Here is a 14,469-nt window from a genome sequence, read left to right on the forward strand (position 1 = left end):
TTTTGGCACGCTGTTGAGTTCTCAAGGAACGGACGCTTCCTTTGTACTCACCCTCTCGGGCTTTCCTCCGGGCTTCCCTTCGTTCTTGCGTTTCCAACTCTACCAGATCATTTCCGCGCCGTTTCCGGCTTGGATTTGAATTCGGTGGCCGTTGGGGGCCTTTGCCTTTCGGCGCTCCACCACGTTAGCGCTTTTCCCGTGCGGCTCATAATCGGGCCGCCGGATTCGAATTCGGGCACGCCGAAACCGACCCCGTCAGGAGTGCGTCGTAGGTAGTGGGTTGGCCGCTCCGGAGGTCTGCTCATCGGCAGTGCCCCGTTCCAGCGGCTCGGGCTACGTTAGGCGCCTGCCCAGGCCGAGTCAAGTCAAACGCCGCCGCGGCGCATGGGCCCGGTAGGGGCTCACCGTGGGGTCGTTCGTGATCCAGTAGCGGTACGGGTGGGCCGCGCCCGCGCCGCCGACGCCCGTGCGGGGGCCGTTGCTGACGAGGTCGGGGCTGGTGGCGGTACCCGCAAGGAGGGACAGGGGGGAGTCCGAGCCCGTACAGAGGTCGGCGCCGTCCAGGGAGCGGTCCACCGCCAGGGCAGTGGCCAGGCGGGCCGGGCCTTTGGCCAGTTCTCGGTCGCTTCTGGCTGAAAGTCGACGTTTGCGAGCCAGGTCGGCGCCCACGGTGATCTCCCCGGCACGGACCAGCACCCCGCTCGCGTGGTCGGGTGGTCCGCACACCAGGTTGAGGCTGAACCACATGCCGTAGATGAAGTAGACGTACGCATGACCGGGCGGGCCGAACATGGAGGCGTTGCGCAGGGTGCGGCCGCGGTAGGCGTGGGAGCCCGGGTCGGCCTCCCCCTCGTAGGCCTCCACCTCGGTGATGCGCAGTTCGATGGGCCCCTCTTCCGTACGCCGGACCAGGATGCGGCCGAGGAGGTCCGGGGCCACGGTGAGGACCGGCCGGTCGAAGAAGGATCGGGCCAGGGGCGTACGGTCGGGTCGCGCGCTCATCCGGTCGAGCGTACTGGAACGCGTCCTGCTGCAACCGGGGCCTAAGGTTCCGCGTTGATACGGGTAGTCGCTAAGCCTTTCTAGGGGAGTCAGAGCATGGGGTTCAAGAAGCTGTTCGCGGCGCTGGGTGCCGGTGGGGCCTCGGTGGACACGATCATCACCGAGCCGAACGTCGTGCCCGGCGGGATCGTCCAGGGCGAGGTCCGGATCCAGGGCGGGTCGGTCGAGCAGCAGATCGAGGGCCTGTCCGTCGGTCTCCAGGCGCGCGTGGAGGTGGAGGGCGGCGACCAGGAGTACAAGCAGGACATCGTCTTCACCAAGCAGCGTCTCGGCGGCGCCTTCCAGGTGCAGGCCGGCGCCCTGCACGTGGTGCCGTTCGCGCTGGAGATCCCGTGGGAGACGCCGATCACCCACTTCGAGGGCCACCACCTGCACGGGATGAACATCGGCGTCAGCACGGAGCTGGAGATCGCGCGTGCGGTGGACGCCGGCGACCTCGACCCGATCAACGTGCACCCGGTGCCGGCGCAGCAGGCGATCCTGGACGCGTTCCGTCAGCTGGGCTTCAGCTTCCGCAGTGCGGACATGGAGCGGGGCCACATCCGCGGGACGCGGCAGACGCTGCCCTTCTACCAGGAGATCGAGTTCCTTCCGCCCTCGCAGTACCGCGGCCTGAACCAGGTCGAGCTGACCTTCGTCTCGGACGGCCGTGAGATGGATGTCGTCCTGGAGATGGACAAGAAGTCGGGGCTGTTCACCGAGGGCAGCGACACCTACCGCTGCTTCCAGGTGGGGCTCCAGTCGTACCAGGGGACCGACTGGGCGGCTTACCTGAACCAGTGGATCGCGTCCGTCGGTTCGCAGCGCAACTGGTTCTAGGCTCGGCGCGGTACGGGTTCGTTACTGGTTCGCGATCAGGAGGTTCAGCAGTGGCCGAGCAGAACAGGGCACCCCTTCCGCACGATTTCCACCCGGAGGTCGCGGCGTTCTCGGTGGAGAGCGCCGATCTGGAGCCCGGCGCGGACCTGGGTCAGGCCCAGGTCCTGCAGGGCGGGAACCAGTCGCCGCACCTGCGGTGGGAGGGGTTCCCGGAGGGGACGAAGAGCTTCGCGGTGACCTGCTTCGACCCGGACGCGCCGACGGGCAGCGGGTTCTGGCACTGGGTGCTCTTCGACCTGCCGGCCTCCGTCACCGAACTGCCGGCGGGTGCGGGCAGCGGGAAGTTCGAGGGGCTGCCCGCCGGGGCCGTGCACGTGCGCAACGACTACGGCACGCAGGACTTCGGCGGCGCGGCCCCGCCGGCCGGTGAGCGGCACCGGTACGTGTTCACCGTGTACGCGGTGGACAAGGAGAAGCTGGGTGTCGGGGCCGATGCCTCGCCGGCCGCCGTCGGGTTCAACCTGCGTTTCCACACGTTGGGGCGGGCGCAGCTGATCGGCGAGTACGAGGCTCCCGCCGGCTGATCACCGGGTCGGCTGCGGGCCGATCGTTCGCCTGCCGTTCGCCCGGTCCTGGTCTAAAGACGACCAGGACCGGGCATTTTTATTGCGTTGTCCCGCGTGGCGCGCGCGGCCAGAGTGGTTGCGGGCCCTGCCGCCAGGGTGGTCGCGGGCCTGCACACGGGAGGTGGGCGAGATGCGGGACACGCTGGTGCTGAATGCGAGCTTCGAGCCGCTGTCGACGGTGACGCTGAACCGGGCGGTGGTCCTGGTGCTCCAGGACAAGGCCGTCGTCGAGCAGTCCCACCCCGAACTGCGCGTGCGCGCCGCCACCATGGACCTTCCGCTGCCCCGGGTGATCAGGTTGTGCAGGTACGTCCGGGTGCCGTTCCGAAGACATGCTCCCTGGTCGCGGAGGGGGGTGCTGGTCAGGGACCAGCACCGGTGCGCGTACTGCGGGAAGCGCGCGACGACCGTGGACCACGTGCTGCCCCGGGCGCAGGGCGGCGGGGACACCTGGCTGAACACCGTGGCCTCCTGCGCCGAGGACAACCACCGCAAGGCGGCGCGGACCCCGGAGGAGGCCGGAATGCCCTTGCTGCGCAAGCCGTTCGTGCCCTCCCCGGCCGATGCCATGCTGCTGGCCCTCGGGGTCGGTGACCGGGAGGCCCTGCCGGCTTGGCTGGAGCGTACGGCGTAGGGCCGCCCACGCTGGGCGGCGTAGCTCGTCTACGCCGTTCAGCGGAGCAGGAGCTGGACGATCGCCAGGAGTCCGACCACGACGATGACCGCACGGAGCGCGGTCGGCGGCAGGCGGCGGCCGACCTTCGCGCCGATCTGGCCGCCGATGGTCGAGCCGACGGCGATCAGGAGGACGGCCGTCCAGTCGAACTCGGCGACGAACAGGAAGAGGACGGCTGCGACGCCGTTGACCAGGGCGGCGACGACGTTCTTGACGGCGTTGACGCGTTGCAGGTCCTCGCGGAGCAGCAGGCCCATCAGGCCGAGGTAGAGCACGCCCTGCGCGGCGCCGAAGTAGCCCCCGTACGCGCTGGACAGCAGCATGCCGCCGAGCAGGGCGGGCCCGCCGTTGGGGTGTCCGCTCTCCCCTCCGGCGGCTTCCCGGCGGCGGCGCAGGGCGGCGGCGAGGCGCGGTTGGAGGACGACGAGGACGAGGGCCAGTCCGATGAGGACGGGCACGATGGTGTCGAAGGCGTCCGACGGCAGGGTGAGGAGCAGGACGGCGCCCGCGAGCCCGCCGACGAGGGAGACGCTGCCGAGCCGGATGATGCGGCCGCGCTGTCCCCGCAGCTCCTTGCGGTAGCCGAGGGCTCCGCTGAGGGAGCCGGGGACGAGGCCGAGGGTGTTGGACACGTTCGCGGTGACCGGCGGGAGGCCGGTGGCGAGGAGCACCGGGAAGGTGATGAGGGTGCCCGAGCCGACGATGGTGTTGATGGTGCCTGCGCCGATGCCTGCGGCGAAGACGGCGAGTGACTCCCAGAGGGACATCGAGAACAACGTGGACATGGACAGGGCCATCCCCTTTGCAGAGTGAGTCGCCTCCCCGCCATGAAGGTCGAGGGGCCTCACTGATCATGCACGAGGGGATGGCCGTCCCGGTGGAGGGGGTCCATCGACTGCCCCCGGGGGCAGTCGATGGTCAGTCGATGGGGGGCTGCTCGCGGCGCTCCGGCTGCCCGCTGCCGTCTCCCGAGGTTCCCGCCGTCTTCCCGGGGTTCTGCGGGTTGAAGCCCGGAGTCCCGCCCATGGGGCCGAAGTTGCCCATGGCGCCGGAGAGGCCCTTGAGGGCGTCGCCGATCTCACTGGGCACGATCCAGAGCTTGTTCGCGTCGCCTTCGGCGATCTTCGGGAGCATCTGGAGGTACTGGTAGGCGAGGAGCTTCTGGTCGGCGTCGCCGGCGTGGATGGACTCGAAGACCGTACGGATGGCCTGCGCCTCGCCCTCGGCCTTCAGGGCGGCGGCCTTGGCCTCACCCTCGGCGCGCAGGATGGAGGACTGCTTCTCGCCCTCGGCGCGCAGGATCTCCGACTGCCGGATGCCCTCGGCCTGGAGGATCGCGGCGCGCTTGTCGCGGTCGGCGCGCATCTGCTTCTCCATCGAGTCCTGGATGGAGGTCGGCGGCTCGATCGCCTTGAGCTCGACGCGGTTGACGCGGATGCCCCACTTGCCGGTGGCCTCGTCGAGGACTCCGCGCAGGGCCGCGTTGATCTCCTCGCGGGAGGTCAGGGTCCGCTCCAGGTCCATGCCGCCGATGATGTTGCGCAGGGTGGTGACGGTGAGCTGCTCGATGGCCTGGATGTAGCTGGCCACCTCGTACGTCGCGGCGCGGGCGTCGGTCACCTGGTAGTAGATGACGGTGTCGATGTTGACGACCAGGTTGTCCTGGGTGATGACCGGCTGCGGGGGGAACGGGACGACCTGCTCGCGCAGGTCGATGCGGTTGCGGATGGAGTCGATGAACGGGACCACGATGTTGAGGCCCGCGTTGAGGGTGCGCGTGTAGCGGCCGAAGCGTTCGACGATGGCGGCGCTGGCCTGCGGGATCACCTGGATCGTCTTGACCAGTGCGATGAAGACCAGAACCACCAGAATGATCAGGACGATGATGATCGATGACATGCGGTTCCCCGTGCCCTTCCGGCTGTCTGTGCTGCCCCGTTCAGCGGAGTCTCGCAGACCCCGGGGCCGCGGGTCCGCTCCTTGGCTCACATGACGACGGCAGTGGCCCCGTCGATCTCCACCACGTCGACCTGCTGGCCCGGTTCGAAGCTGCTGTCCGCGTCGAGGGTGCGTGCGGACCAGATCTCGCCCGCGAGTTTGATCCGGCCGCCGCTGCCGTCGACGCGTTCGAGGACGAGCGCGGTCCTGCCCCGCAACGCGTCGATGCCGCTGCGGTGTTCGGGGCGTTGGTCGCGGTGGTGGTTGGCGATCGACCGGACGACGGCGATGAGCGCGACCGAGACGATCACGAAGACGAGGACCTGTGCGACCGCTCCGCCGCCGAAGGCCGCGGTGACGGCGGCCGCGACCGCGCCGACGGCGAACATGCCGAACTCCGGCATGGCCGTCAGGACGAGGGGGATGCCGAGCCCGACCGCCCCGATGAGCCACCACACCCATGCGTCGATGTTCACATGGTCATGGTAGGTCGGCCGGGCGTGGTCGGGACAGGGTGCGACGGTGTGCGTACGGGGCGTGCGACTCCTTAACGGAGCGGGAGGCCCTGGGCGGTCCAGCGGTCGTTGCCGTTGCGCTCGACGACCAGCGGGAGGCCGAAGCACAGCGAGAGGTTGCGAGAGGTCAGTTCCAGGTCGATCGGGCCGGCGGTGACGACCTTGCCCTGGCGGATCATCAGGACGTGGGTGAAGCCGGGGGCGATCTCCTCGACGTGGTGGGTGACCATCGCCATGGAGGGTGCGAGCGGGTCGCGGGCGAGGCGTCCGAGGCGGCGTACGAGGTCCTCGCGGCCGCCGAGGTCGAGGCCGGCGGCGGGCTCGTCGAGGAGGAGCAGCTCGGGGTCGGTCATCAGGGCGCGGGCGATCAGGGTGCGCTTGCGCTCGCCCTCGGAGAGGGTGCCGAACTTCCGGTCGAGGTAGTCGGTCATGCCGAGGCGGTCGAGGAAGGCGCGGGCGCGCTGCTCGTCGATCTCCTCGTACTCCTCCTGCCAGGTCGCCGTCATGCCGTACGCGGCGGTGAGGACGGTCTGCAGGACGGTCTGCCGCTTCGGGAGCTTGTCGGCCATCGCGATGCCGGCGATGCCGATGCGGGGGCGCAGCTCGAAGACGTCCACCTTGCCGAGGGTGCTGCCGAGGATGGTGGCCTTGCCCTTGGTGGGGAAGAGGTAGCTGGAGGCGACGTTGAGCAGGGTGGTCTTCCCGGCGCCGTTGGGGCCGAGGATCACCCAGCGCTCCCCCTCCTTGACCGACCAGGAGACCTGGTCCACCAGAGCCCGGCCCTCGCGGACCACGGATACGTCCACCAGCTCCAGAACATCGCTCATGAGCGTGTTGTCTCCCCTTGCAGTCTCGGATCGTCAGTGCACCTGTGGGCGCAGCCCCAGAGGAAAACCTACGCCACTCGCGGAGGCGTCCGGGCGCCAGGTTGGCCGCGGGGCCCGTTCCGGGGCCGATCCGTAAAGTGGGGGAATGCTTTTCGAACCACGTTCAGGGCGGCTGGCCGCCTGGGGGAACGCGCTGCTGGCCGGACTGGTCTCGCCCGACGAGGCCGCGATGTCGATCGTGGGCGAGGACGCCGTGCACCGGGTGGCGGGGCTGCCCGGTGAAGCGGGTCCGGTCGGGCTCACGCTGGCGCTCGGGCGGATGCGGGCGCTGGGGGTGACGGGGCTGCGGGTGGCGCTGCCGGCGCCGGGGCATCCGCTGGGGCTGAGCGGTCCGCCGGAGTTCAATGCGCGGGCGCTGGAGGCCGAGGAGGCGGTGGTCGCGGTGGGTGCGGCGCTCGGGCTGGTGCCGGAGGTGCACGAGGCGGGGCCGGCGGGTGACGTGCACGTGGAGGTGGTGTGGCACTGCCTGCCCGTACGGGAGGCGCCGCCGGCGGACGTGCCCTCGCTGGGCGAGGCGGAGCGGGAGCTGGCGGAGGCGCTGCGCGAGGCGACGGTGGTGCTGACCCGGCTGGACGTGGCGGGCTCGGGGCCGGTGGCGGAGGCGGCGCTGTCGGCGTACCGGGCGCGGGCGCAGGCTAGCGGTGAGGTGCTGGCGCCGGGGTATCCGGCGCGGGCGGTGCGGGTGCTGTCGCTGGCGCAGCGTGTGGACCTGATGGTGTCGCTGGCCTGTGAGAAGGGGCACGGCGGGGCGGTGGCCGCCTCGGAGATGGCGGCGCGGGCGGAGGCGCTGCGGCCGGTGGAGCGGGTGGCACGGCGGGCGCTGGTGGCGGCGTACAACGCGCCGGTGGAGGAGCGCGAGCGAGGCTGATCCGTCGGCGCTGCCGGGCCGGGGGCCGGGGCGGAGTGCGCCGCGGCCCCGCTTCCCGGGGAGAGGGGGGAGGCGGGGCCGCGGTGTCACCGGGCTGGGCCCGGTCGGGCCGTCCGCAGCCGGGGCGGCCCGCAGGGGCCTCCGGCCGTGCGCGGAGGGCGTCGGGGTGGGCTCAGGCGTTGACGCCGGTGTTGCCGAACACGCCGTTCAGCAGGCCGATCACCGTCACCGTGTTGCCGACCGCGTTCACCGGGACGGCCACGGGGGCCTGGACCAGGTTGCCGGAGGCCACGCCGGGCGAGTTCAGGGCCGCGCCCTCGGCCGCGGCACCGCCGTGGGCCGAGGAGACACCGGCACCCGCGGCAAGGAGACCGCCCGCGATCATGGTGACGGCAGTGGCCTTCTTGAAGTTCTTCACGTTCTTCGTCCTCCAGTACGTCTGCCGCGGCCGGCCGCCGCGACACATCAGGAAGAACGCTCATCCGATGAACGGGATACGCCGTGTGGGCCACGTACACCCGAGCGTATGAATCCCGGACCCGAGCCGCAGGGGCCGTCTCGGCCCTGCTCAGTCGCTGATCCCGTGCCTGACCGCCCACAACGCCGCCTGCGTACGGTCCGCGAGGTCCAGTTTCATCAGGATGTTCGAGACGTGCGTCTTGACGGTCTTCTCGGACAGGACGAGTGCGCGGGCGATCTCCCGGTTGGAGCGGCCGTCCGCTATGAGGGCGAGCACCTCCCGCTCGCGGTCGGTCAGGGAGCCCCCGCGGTGGGTGGCGGGCTGTTCGTCCTGGGAGAGCAGGGCCTCCGCCACCTCCGGCTGGAGCAGCACGTGGCCCGCGTGGACGGAGCGGATCGCCCCGGACAGGGCCTCAGGGTCGATGTCCTTGTAGACGTATCCCGCCGCGCCGGCCCGCAGCGCCGGGACCACCGTCCGCTGCTCCGTGAAGCTGGTGACGATCAGGACCCGTGCCGGATTCTCCAGGGCGCGCAGCCGGCGCAGGGCCTCGATGCCGTCGGTGCCCGGCATCTTGATGTCCATGAGGATCACGTCGGGGCGCAGTTCCTCGGCCCGGGCCACCCCCTCCTCGCCGTCTGCGGCCTCGCCGACCACCTCGATGTCGTCCTGGACCTCCAGGAAGGTGCGCAGGCCGCGCCGGACGACCTGGTGGTCGTCGACGAGCAGCACGCGGACCCTGCGCGGCGTGTCAGCCACCGGGGACCTCCATCTCGATCGTGGTGCCCGTTCCGGGCGCCGAGTGCACGGTGAGCCTTCCGCCGACCCCGCTCGCCCGGTCCCGCATGGAGACGAGGCCGAGGTGGCGGCCGGCTCTGCGGACCGTGGAAGGGGAGAAGCCGCTTCCGTCGTCCGTGACGGTGAGGACGGCGCCGCTGCCGCGGCGGGCGAGGGCGACCTCGACGCGGCTGCCGCCCGAGTGGCGCAGCGCGTTGTGGAGGGCCTCCTGGGCGACGCGGAGCAGCGCTTCCTCCTGGGTCGCGGGCAGGGCCCGTATTCCGTCGCAGGTGAAGGTGACGCGCGCGGTGTGGGCGCGGTCGAGTACGTGGACCTGGTCGCGGAGGGTGGCCACCAGGCCGTCCTCGTCGAGGGCGGCGGGGCGCAGCTCGGTCACGGCGGCGCGCAGTTCGTCGGCGGCCTCCGCGGCGAGGGCGGCGACCTGCTGGAGCTCGCCCTTGGCGCGGGCCGGGTCGCGGTCCACCAGGGCGGCGGCGGCCTGGGCGGTCAGGCGGAGGGAGAAGAGCTTCTGGCTGACGGCGTCGTGCAGCTCGTGGGCGAGGCGGGAGCGTTCCTCGGCGATGGTGAGCTCCCGGCTGCGTTCGTAGAGCCGGGCATTGGTGAGGGCGATGGCCGCGTGCTGGGCGAGGAGGGCGAGGAGCTCCTCGTCCTCCTCGGTGAAGCCGCCGGGGCTGCGCTTGTTCGCGAGGAAGAGGGCGCCGAGGGTCTCCTCGCCGTCCCGGATGGGCCGGCCGAGGAAGTCGGACATCTCGGGATGGGCGGCGGGCCAGCCCTCGAAGCGGGGGTCCTTGCGTACGTCGGCGAGCCGCTCGGGGCCGTCCTGGTGGAGCATCGCGGCGAGGATGCCGTGCTGGCGGGGCAGCGGACCGATCCTGCGCCACTGCTCCTCGCTGATGCCGTCCACGACGAACTGGGCGAAGCCGCCGTGGTCGTCCGGGACGCCCAGGGCCGCGTACTCGGCGTCGAGCAGCTCCCGGGCCGAGACGACGATGGTGCGCAGGACGTCGCGGACCTCCAGGCGGCGGCTCATGGCGAGCAGCGCGGTGCTCACCGCGGCGAGGCCGCTGCGGGGTCCGCGGTGCGTGGGGCTACCGGTCATGGGCTCACCGTACTCGCGGGCCTGACCTGCGGGATCGGGCTGTCGTCGGAGGGCGGGGGCCGTGCGGCCTAGTCCTTGCGCAGGGGGCGGGGCGGGGGCCTTTCCGCCTTGAGGAGGAGGGCGGCCGGTGGGCGGTGGTCCTCAAGACGGAGAAATCGGTCACGGAATGCATTGCTGGCGCAACGCATGGTGAAACCGTTACACGGCCGATGTGAGCCCGCGCATAGGACCCACGTCACTTACGAAGGCGCCTAGTACAGGCGTAAAGACGCTGTCAGCGTTGTGCCACCTGGCGCCCGGGCCGAGATTCCGGGCTCGGCGGGGGTCCCTGATCCACTAAGCAGCATCGTACGTCACACCTTTGCCACAGGATTTTGCCGCCGCTAAGAATTGCTCCCGTCGCACAGCGCCGCGGATTCCGATCCAGGCGGCGCTTTCCTGCGGCTCCCGCTATTCGAAGAGGTTGCTCACGCATGTCCGAGACCAGCACCCCCGGTTATCGTCGCCTGACGAAGGCGCACAAGCTCTCCTTCGCCGCCGTCGCCACCCTGGGCGCCGCCGCCCTGGCCGCCACCGTCGTTCCGGCCGGCACGGCCGACGCCGACACGGCCGTCACCGCCGCCCCCGTGGCGTGGACGCAGGCCGTCGACACGGTGCAGGCGAAGACCGTGCAGCAGCACCTCGCTGCGCAGACGATCGTCGCGGACAAGCTGGCCACGGACGCGGCGAAGGTCGAGGCCGCGGTGAAGGCCCAGGCCGCCGCCAAGGCGAAGGCCAAGGCCGACGCCGCCGCCGCCAAGGCCAAGGCCGAGGCCGCCGCGAAGAAGGCCCGTGCGCAGAAGGCCGCCGCCAGCCGCTCCGCCGCCCGCACCCCGGTCTTCGCCAACAACCTGGACGGCTGGATCAAGGAAGCCCTCTTCATCATGAAGCGCGAGGGCATTCCGGGTACCTACGCCGGCATCCACCGCAACATCATGCGTGAGTCCAGCGGTAACCCGATGGCGATCAACAACTGGGACATCAACGCCCAGAACGGCATCCCCAGCAAGGGTCTGCTCCAGGTCATCTACCCGACCTTCAAGGCGTACCACGTCAAGGGCACCAAGTTCGACCAGTACGACCCGGTCGCCAACATCGTCGCCGCCTGCAACTACGCGGCCGACCGCTACGGCTCGATGGACAACGTCAACAGCGCCTACTAAGGGCGACTGCGGGAGCAACCCCCCATGCGCCTCAGGGCGGCACCCGGTTCCGGGTGCCGCCCTGAGGCGTTGGTGCGTACGGGTGCGCGTCCGCGCGGCCCCGGCTAGTTGCGCATGACCTCGGGCTCGTGGCGGCGCAGCAGGCGCTGCACCGCGAAGCCGCAGGCGATGCCGAGGGCGAGCAGGACGACGACGTCCAGCGTCCACTGGCCGGCCGTGGCGTCCCACAGCGGGTCGGTGTTATCCGGGTGCTCGACGTCCCACGGCGCCATCAGCTTGCCGAGGTTCAAGGTGGTGCCGGCCGCGGCGATGGCCCAGCGGGAGGGCATCAGCCAGGCGAACTGCTCCAGGCCGGGCTTGTCGTAGATCTGGAACAGGATTCCCGTGAAGACGACCTGGACGATCGCGAACATGACCAGCAGCGGCATGGTCTTCTCGGCGGTCTTCACCAGCGAGGAGATGACCAGGCCGAACATCATCGAGGTGAAGCCCAGCGCGATCACCGAGATGCAGATCTCGGCGGCCGGGGACATGAACAGGCCCTCGGCGGGGAGCTTGCGCGGGCCGAAGCCGATGGCGCAGATGATCACGCCCTGGACGGCCGTGATCACGCCGAGGACGATCACCTTCGACATGAGGTACGCCGTCCGGGACAGGCCCGTCGCGCGTTCCCGCTCGTAGATGACCCGTTCCTTGATCAGTTCACGGACCGAGTTGGCGGCGCCCGAGAAGCACATGCCGACCGCGAGGATCAGCATGATCGTGCCGGCGTCGCCGTTGAAACGGCTCGGCGGGGTCGGCGGCGCGAGGCCGAACTTCGCCGGGATGACCGTGGAGACGATGCCGAGGACCGCGGGCAGGATCAGCATCAGGGCCATGAAGCCCTTGTCCGAGGCGATGACGGAGACGTAGCGGCGGATCAGCGTCCACAGCTGCGCACCCCAGGCCTGCGGCTTCGGCGGGATCATCTGCTGCGGCGGCATGGCGACGGACTGCGGGGCGACGGCGTCCAGGTCGGCGGCGTACAGCTGGTAGTGCTGCGAGCCCTTCCAGCGGCCGGCCCAGTCGTAGTCGCGGTAGTTCTCGAACGCCGAGAAGACGTCCGCCCAGGTGCTGTAGCCGAAGAAGTTCAGCGCCTCGTCCGGCGGGCCGAAGTACGCGACCGAACCGCCCGGGGCCATGACCAGCAGCTTGTCGCACAGGCCGAGCTCCGCGACGGAGTGGGTGACGACCAGGACCGTGCGGCCGTCGTCCGCGAGGCCGCGCAGCAGCTGCATGACGTCGCGGTCCATGCCCGGGTCGAGGCCGGACGTCGGCTCGTCCAGGAAGATCAGCGAGGGCTTGGTGAGCAGCTCCAGGGCCACCGACACGCGCTTGCGCTGACCGCCCGAGAGCGAGGTGATCTTCTTGTCCTTGTGGATGTCGAGCTTGAGCTCGCGCAGCACCTCGTCGATGCGCGCGGAGCGCTCGGACTCCGCGGTGTCACCGGGGAAGCGGAGCTTGGCCGCGTACTTGAGGGCCGTGCTGACCTTCAGCTCCTTGTGCAGGATGTCGTCCTGCGGGACCAGGCCGATGCGCTGGCGGAGCTCCGCGAACTGCTTGTACAGGTTGCGGTTGTCGTAGAGCACGTCGCCCTGGTTGGCGGGGCGGTAGCCGGTCAGGGCCTTGAGCAGGGTCGACTTGCCGGAGCCGGAGGGGCCGATGACGCCGATGAGCGACTTCTCCGGGACGCCGAAGGTGACGTCCTTGAGGATCTGCTTGCCGCCGTCGACCGTGACGGTGAGGTGGCGGGCCGAGAAGGAGACGTCACCGGTGTCGACGAACTCCTCAAGGCGGTCGCCGACGATCCGGAACGTCGAGTGGCCGACGCCGACGATGTCGTTCGGGCCGAGCAGCGCGGTGCCGGACTTGGGCAGCGGCTGGCCGTTGACGTAGGTGCCGTTGTGGCTGCCCAGGTCGTGGATCTCGAAGCGGCCGCCGGTGGAGCGGAACTCCGCGTGGTGGCGGGAGACCTGGAGGTCCGAGACGACGAGCTCGTTCTCCAGGGCACGGCCGATGCGCATGACGCGGCCGACGGCGATCTGGTGGAACGTCGTCGGGCTGCGGTCGCCGCCGTAGCCGGGAGCGGCCGCGCCCTGCGGGGCGGCGGCGCCCTGCTGGTGCGGGAAGTGCTGCGGCTGCTGCTGCTGATACTGCTGCGGCTGGGCCGGAGCCTGGTAGGCCGCCTGGGCGGGCGCCTGGTAGGCGGGTGCCTGGGCGGCGACCGGTGCCTGGTAGGCGGGAGCCTGCTGCGGTACGGCCTGCTGCGGCGCGGCGGCGGCGCTCAGATTCAGCCGCGGGCCGTCGGTGGCGTTGCCGAGGTGGACCGGCGTACCGGGCACGAGCTCGGTCTGCTGGACCCTCGCGCCGTGCACGTACGTGCCGTTGGTGCTGCCGTGGTCTTCGAGGCCCCAACCCCTGCCGTTCCAGGCGATGGTGGCATGCCGCCACGACACCCGGGCATCGTCGATCACCACGTCTCCCTGGGGGTCACGCCCCAGCGAGTACGACCTGGACGGATCGAGCGTCCAGGTCCTTCCGTTCAATTCCAGTACGAGTTCCGGCACTCCAGCCCCACTTAAGTCCCCCGAGAATCTCCCTGGCCGTCAGGGAGTCCGACGTCAGGGAGTCTAGGGATGGCGAACATCCGGGGGAACTATTTCAGGCCCGGGGCCACATGTGGAATCGGGGCCCGGCAGCGGCGCCCGTTCCCGCCTGTTGACGGTGTCGAAAGCCACCCGGAGAGTGCGATACGGGACTTCTCGCCGCCCCGCCCCCGCGGGGCGGACTCTCCGGCCGGTGGCTTCGGCACCTGTGCGCCGGGTCCGCCGAGCCGCGGACCGCCCCGTCCCCGGAAGGCAACCGGCGCCCCGCCCGCCGGTCGGCGCGGAGCCGCCGGCGCCGCACGGCAGCACGGGCAGAAGAGGCGCGGCGGGCCGCCCCCGCCCCCGAACCGACCAGGCGCCGCCAGGCAACCGGGGCCGGGGCACGTCCTCCGGACCACCGCCGAAGGCCGCCGGCACGGGCCGGACGCTGAGCGGAGAGCGATTGTGCAGCGATCTGGGGCCCGACAGCCCAGACGGCCGCCGGACGCCAAACCAAGACGAGCTGTGTAGCAATCACTGGCGCCACCAGCCCCAGACGGCCGCCGGACGCCATGCCGGGAGGAGCGCGTAGCGATCTGGGGCGACGGTGGCCCCCGCCAGCCGCCGATGACCATCTGATTGGCGTCGTCTGCGGCTTGACCCGGCCGGGACCTCGGGCAGGCGGGACGGTCGTCCCCGGACGGGGGACACGGCGACGGGAACCCGCCCGGGCTTCTCTGACGAGGCCGCCCCTGAACATGACCCCCCGGCCGTTCCCCGGGGGTTTCCCGGCAGTCTTTGTCTTTCCGGGGCGGGCCGGGCAGTCAAGGGTGGCCGCAGGCCATCGCGAAGCGACGCGAACGAAGAGAGCGCCCGTGTCGGGCCGGGCCGTCAAGGG

The 14,469-nt window shown here is 70.8% G+C and carries 14 protein-coding genes; 5 read left to right on the forward strand and 9 right to left on the reverse strand.

The window, feature by feature from the left end:
- Positions 1–360 precede the first annotated feature (360 nt).
- Entirely contained in the window at positions 361–1,002 is a 642-nt protein-coding gene (locus tag ABZ128_RS34380; RefSeq protein WP_356853689.1) for a DNA-3-methyladenine glycosylase, read from the reverse strand.
- Between the two features lie 96 nt (positions 1,003–1,098).
- On the opposite strand from ABZ128_RS34380, the gene ABZ128_RS34385 reads away from it, so the two are divergent.
- The 3 genes from ABZ128_RS34385 (at position 1,099) to ABZ128_RS34395 (ending at position 3,141) form a co-directional block, all read left to right on the forward strand.
- On the forward strand, positions 1,099–1,881 hold the full coding sequence (locus ABZ128_RS34385) for a sporulation protein (protein WP_356853691.1): 783 nt from the start codon (positions 1,099–1,101) through the stop codon (positions 1,879–1,881).
- Between the two features lie 50 nt (positions 1,882–1,931).
- Positions 1,932–2,465, forward strand: a complete 534-nt coding sequence (locus tag ABZ128_RS34390) for a YbhB/YbcL family Raf kinase inhibitor-like protein (protein WP_356853692.1) — start codon at positions 1,932–1,934, stop codon at positions 2,463–2,465.
- A 172-nt stretch (positions 2,466–2,637) separates the two neighbouring features.
- A complete protein-coding gene (locus ABZ128_RS34395; protein ID WP_356853693.1) occupies positions 2,638–3,141 on the forward strand; it encodes an HNH endonuclease in 504 nt (167 codons plus the stop codon).
- Between the two features lie 38 nt (positions 3,142–3,179).
- On the opposite strand, the gene ABZ128_RS34400 is transcribed toward ABZ128_RS34395, so the two are convergent.
- The 4 genes from ABZ128_RS34400 to ABZ128_RS34415 form a co-directional block, all read right to left on the reverse strand.
- A complete protein-coding gene (locus ABZ128_RS34400; protein ID WP_356853709.1) occupies positions 3,180–3,950 on the reverse strand; it encodes a sulfite exporter TauE/SafE family protein in 771 nt (256 codons plus the stop codon).
- 151 nt (positions 3,951–4,101) lie between these two features.
- Positions 4,102–5,082 carry an SPFH domain-containing protein gene (locus ABZ128_RS34405; protein WP_356853695.1) on the reverse strand — a complete coding sequence of 327 codons (981 nt, stop codon included), beginning with the start codon at positions 5,080–5,082 and terminating at the stop codon, positions 4,102–4,104.
- An 86-nt stretch (positions 5,083–5,168) separates the two neighbouring features.
- A complete protein-coding gene (locus ABZ128_RS34410; RefSeq protein ID WP_356853697.1) occupies positions 5,169–5,597 on the reverse strand; it encodes an NfeD family protein in 429 nt (142 codons plus the stop codon).
- A gap of 71 nt (positions 5,598–5,668) precedes the next feature.
- Positions 5,669–6,463 (reverse strand): ABC transporter ATP-binding protein, encoded by a 795-nt coding sequence (locus ABZ128_RS34415; RefSeq protein WP_356853698.1) that lies wholly within the window; start codon positions 6,461–6,463, stop codon positions 5,669–5,671.
- Between the two features lie 145 nt (positions 6,464–6,608).
- On the opposite strand from ABZ128_RS34415, the gene ABZ128_RS34420 reads away from it, so the two are divergent.
- Positions 6,609–7,391: a hypothetical protein gene (locus tag ABZ128_RS34420; protein WP_356853700.1), complete on the forward strand. Its 783-nt coding sequence runs from the start codon at positions 6,609–6,611 to the stop codon at positions 7,389–7,391.
- A gap of 172 nt (positions 7,392–7,563) precedes the next feature.
- On the opposite strand, the gene ABZ128_RS34425 is transcribed toward ABZ128_RS34420, so the two are convergent.
- From ABZ128_RS34425 to ABZ128_RS34435, 3 genes are all read right to left on the reverse strand, one after another.
- Complete coding sequence (locus ABZ128_RS34425; protein WP_356853702.1) at positions 7,564–7,809, reverse strand: chaplin; 246 nt, start codon at positions 7,807–7,809, stop codon at positions 7,564–7,566.
- Positions 7,810–7,959: 150 nt separating this feature from the next.
- Positions 7,960–8,607, reverse strand: coding sequence for a response regulator transcription factor (locus ABZ128_RS34430; RefSeq protein ID WP_356853704.1), 648 nt, complete (start codon positions 8,605–8,607; stop codon positions 7,960–7,962).
- On the reverse strand, positions 8,600–9,745 hold the full coding sequence (locus tag ABZ128_RS34435) for a GAF domain-containing sensor histidine kinase (protein WP_356853706.1): 1,146 nt from the start codon (positions 9,743–9,745) through the stop codon (positions 8,600–8,602). Before ABZ128_RS34435 ends, ABZ128_RS34430 begins: the two co-directional genes overlap by 8 nt.
- 473 nt (positions 9,746–10,218) lie before the next feature.
- Between ABZ128_RS34435 and ABZ128_RS34440 the strand changes: the two genes are divergently transcribed.
- Positions 10,219–10,947 carry a transglycosylase SLT domain-containing protein gene (locus ABZ128_RS34440; RefSeq protein ID WP_356853707.1) on the forward strand — a complete coding sequence of 243 codons (729 nt, stop codon included), beginning with the start codon at positions 10,219–10,221 and terminating at the stop codon, positions 10,945–10,947.
- A gap of 104 nt (positions 10,948–11,051) precedes the next feature.
- Here ABZ128_RS34440 and ABZ128_RS34445 read toward each other — a convergent pair whose 3' ends face one another.
- Entirely contained in the window at positions 11,052–13,532 is a 2,481-nt protein-coding gene (locus tag ABZ128_RS34445; protein WP_356853710.1) for an FHA domain-containing protein, read from the reverse strand.
- Between the last annotated feature and the right edge of the window lie 937 nt (positions 13,533–14,469).

Origin of the sequence: Streptomyces sp. NPDC006326 (assembly GCF_040612915.1) — a bacterium.
Lineage (GTDB): Bacteria > Actinomycetota > Actinomycetes > Streptomycetales > Streptomycetaceae > Streptomyces.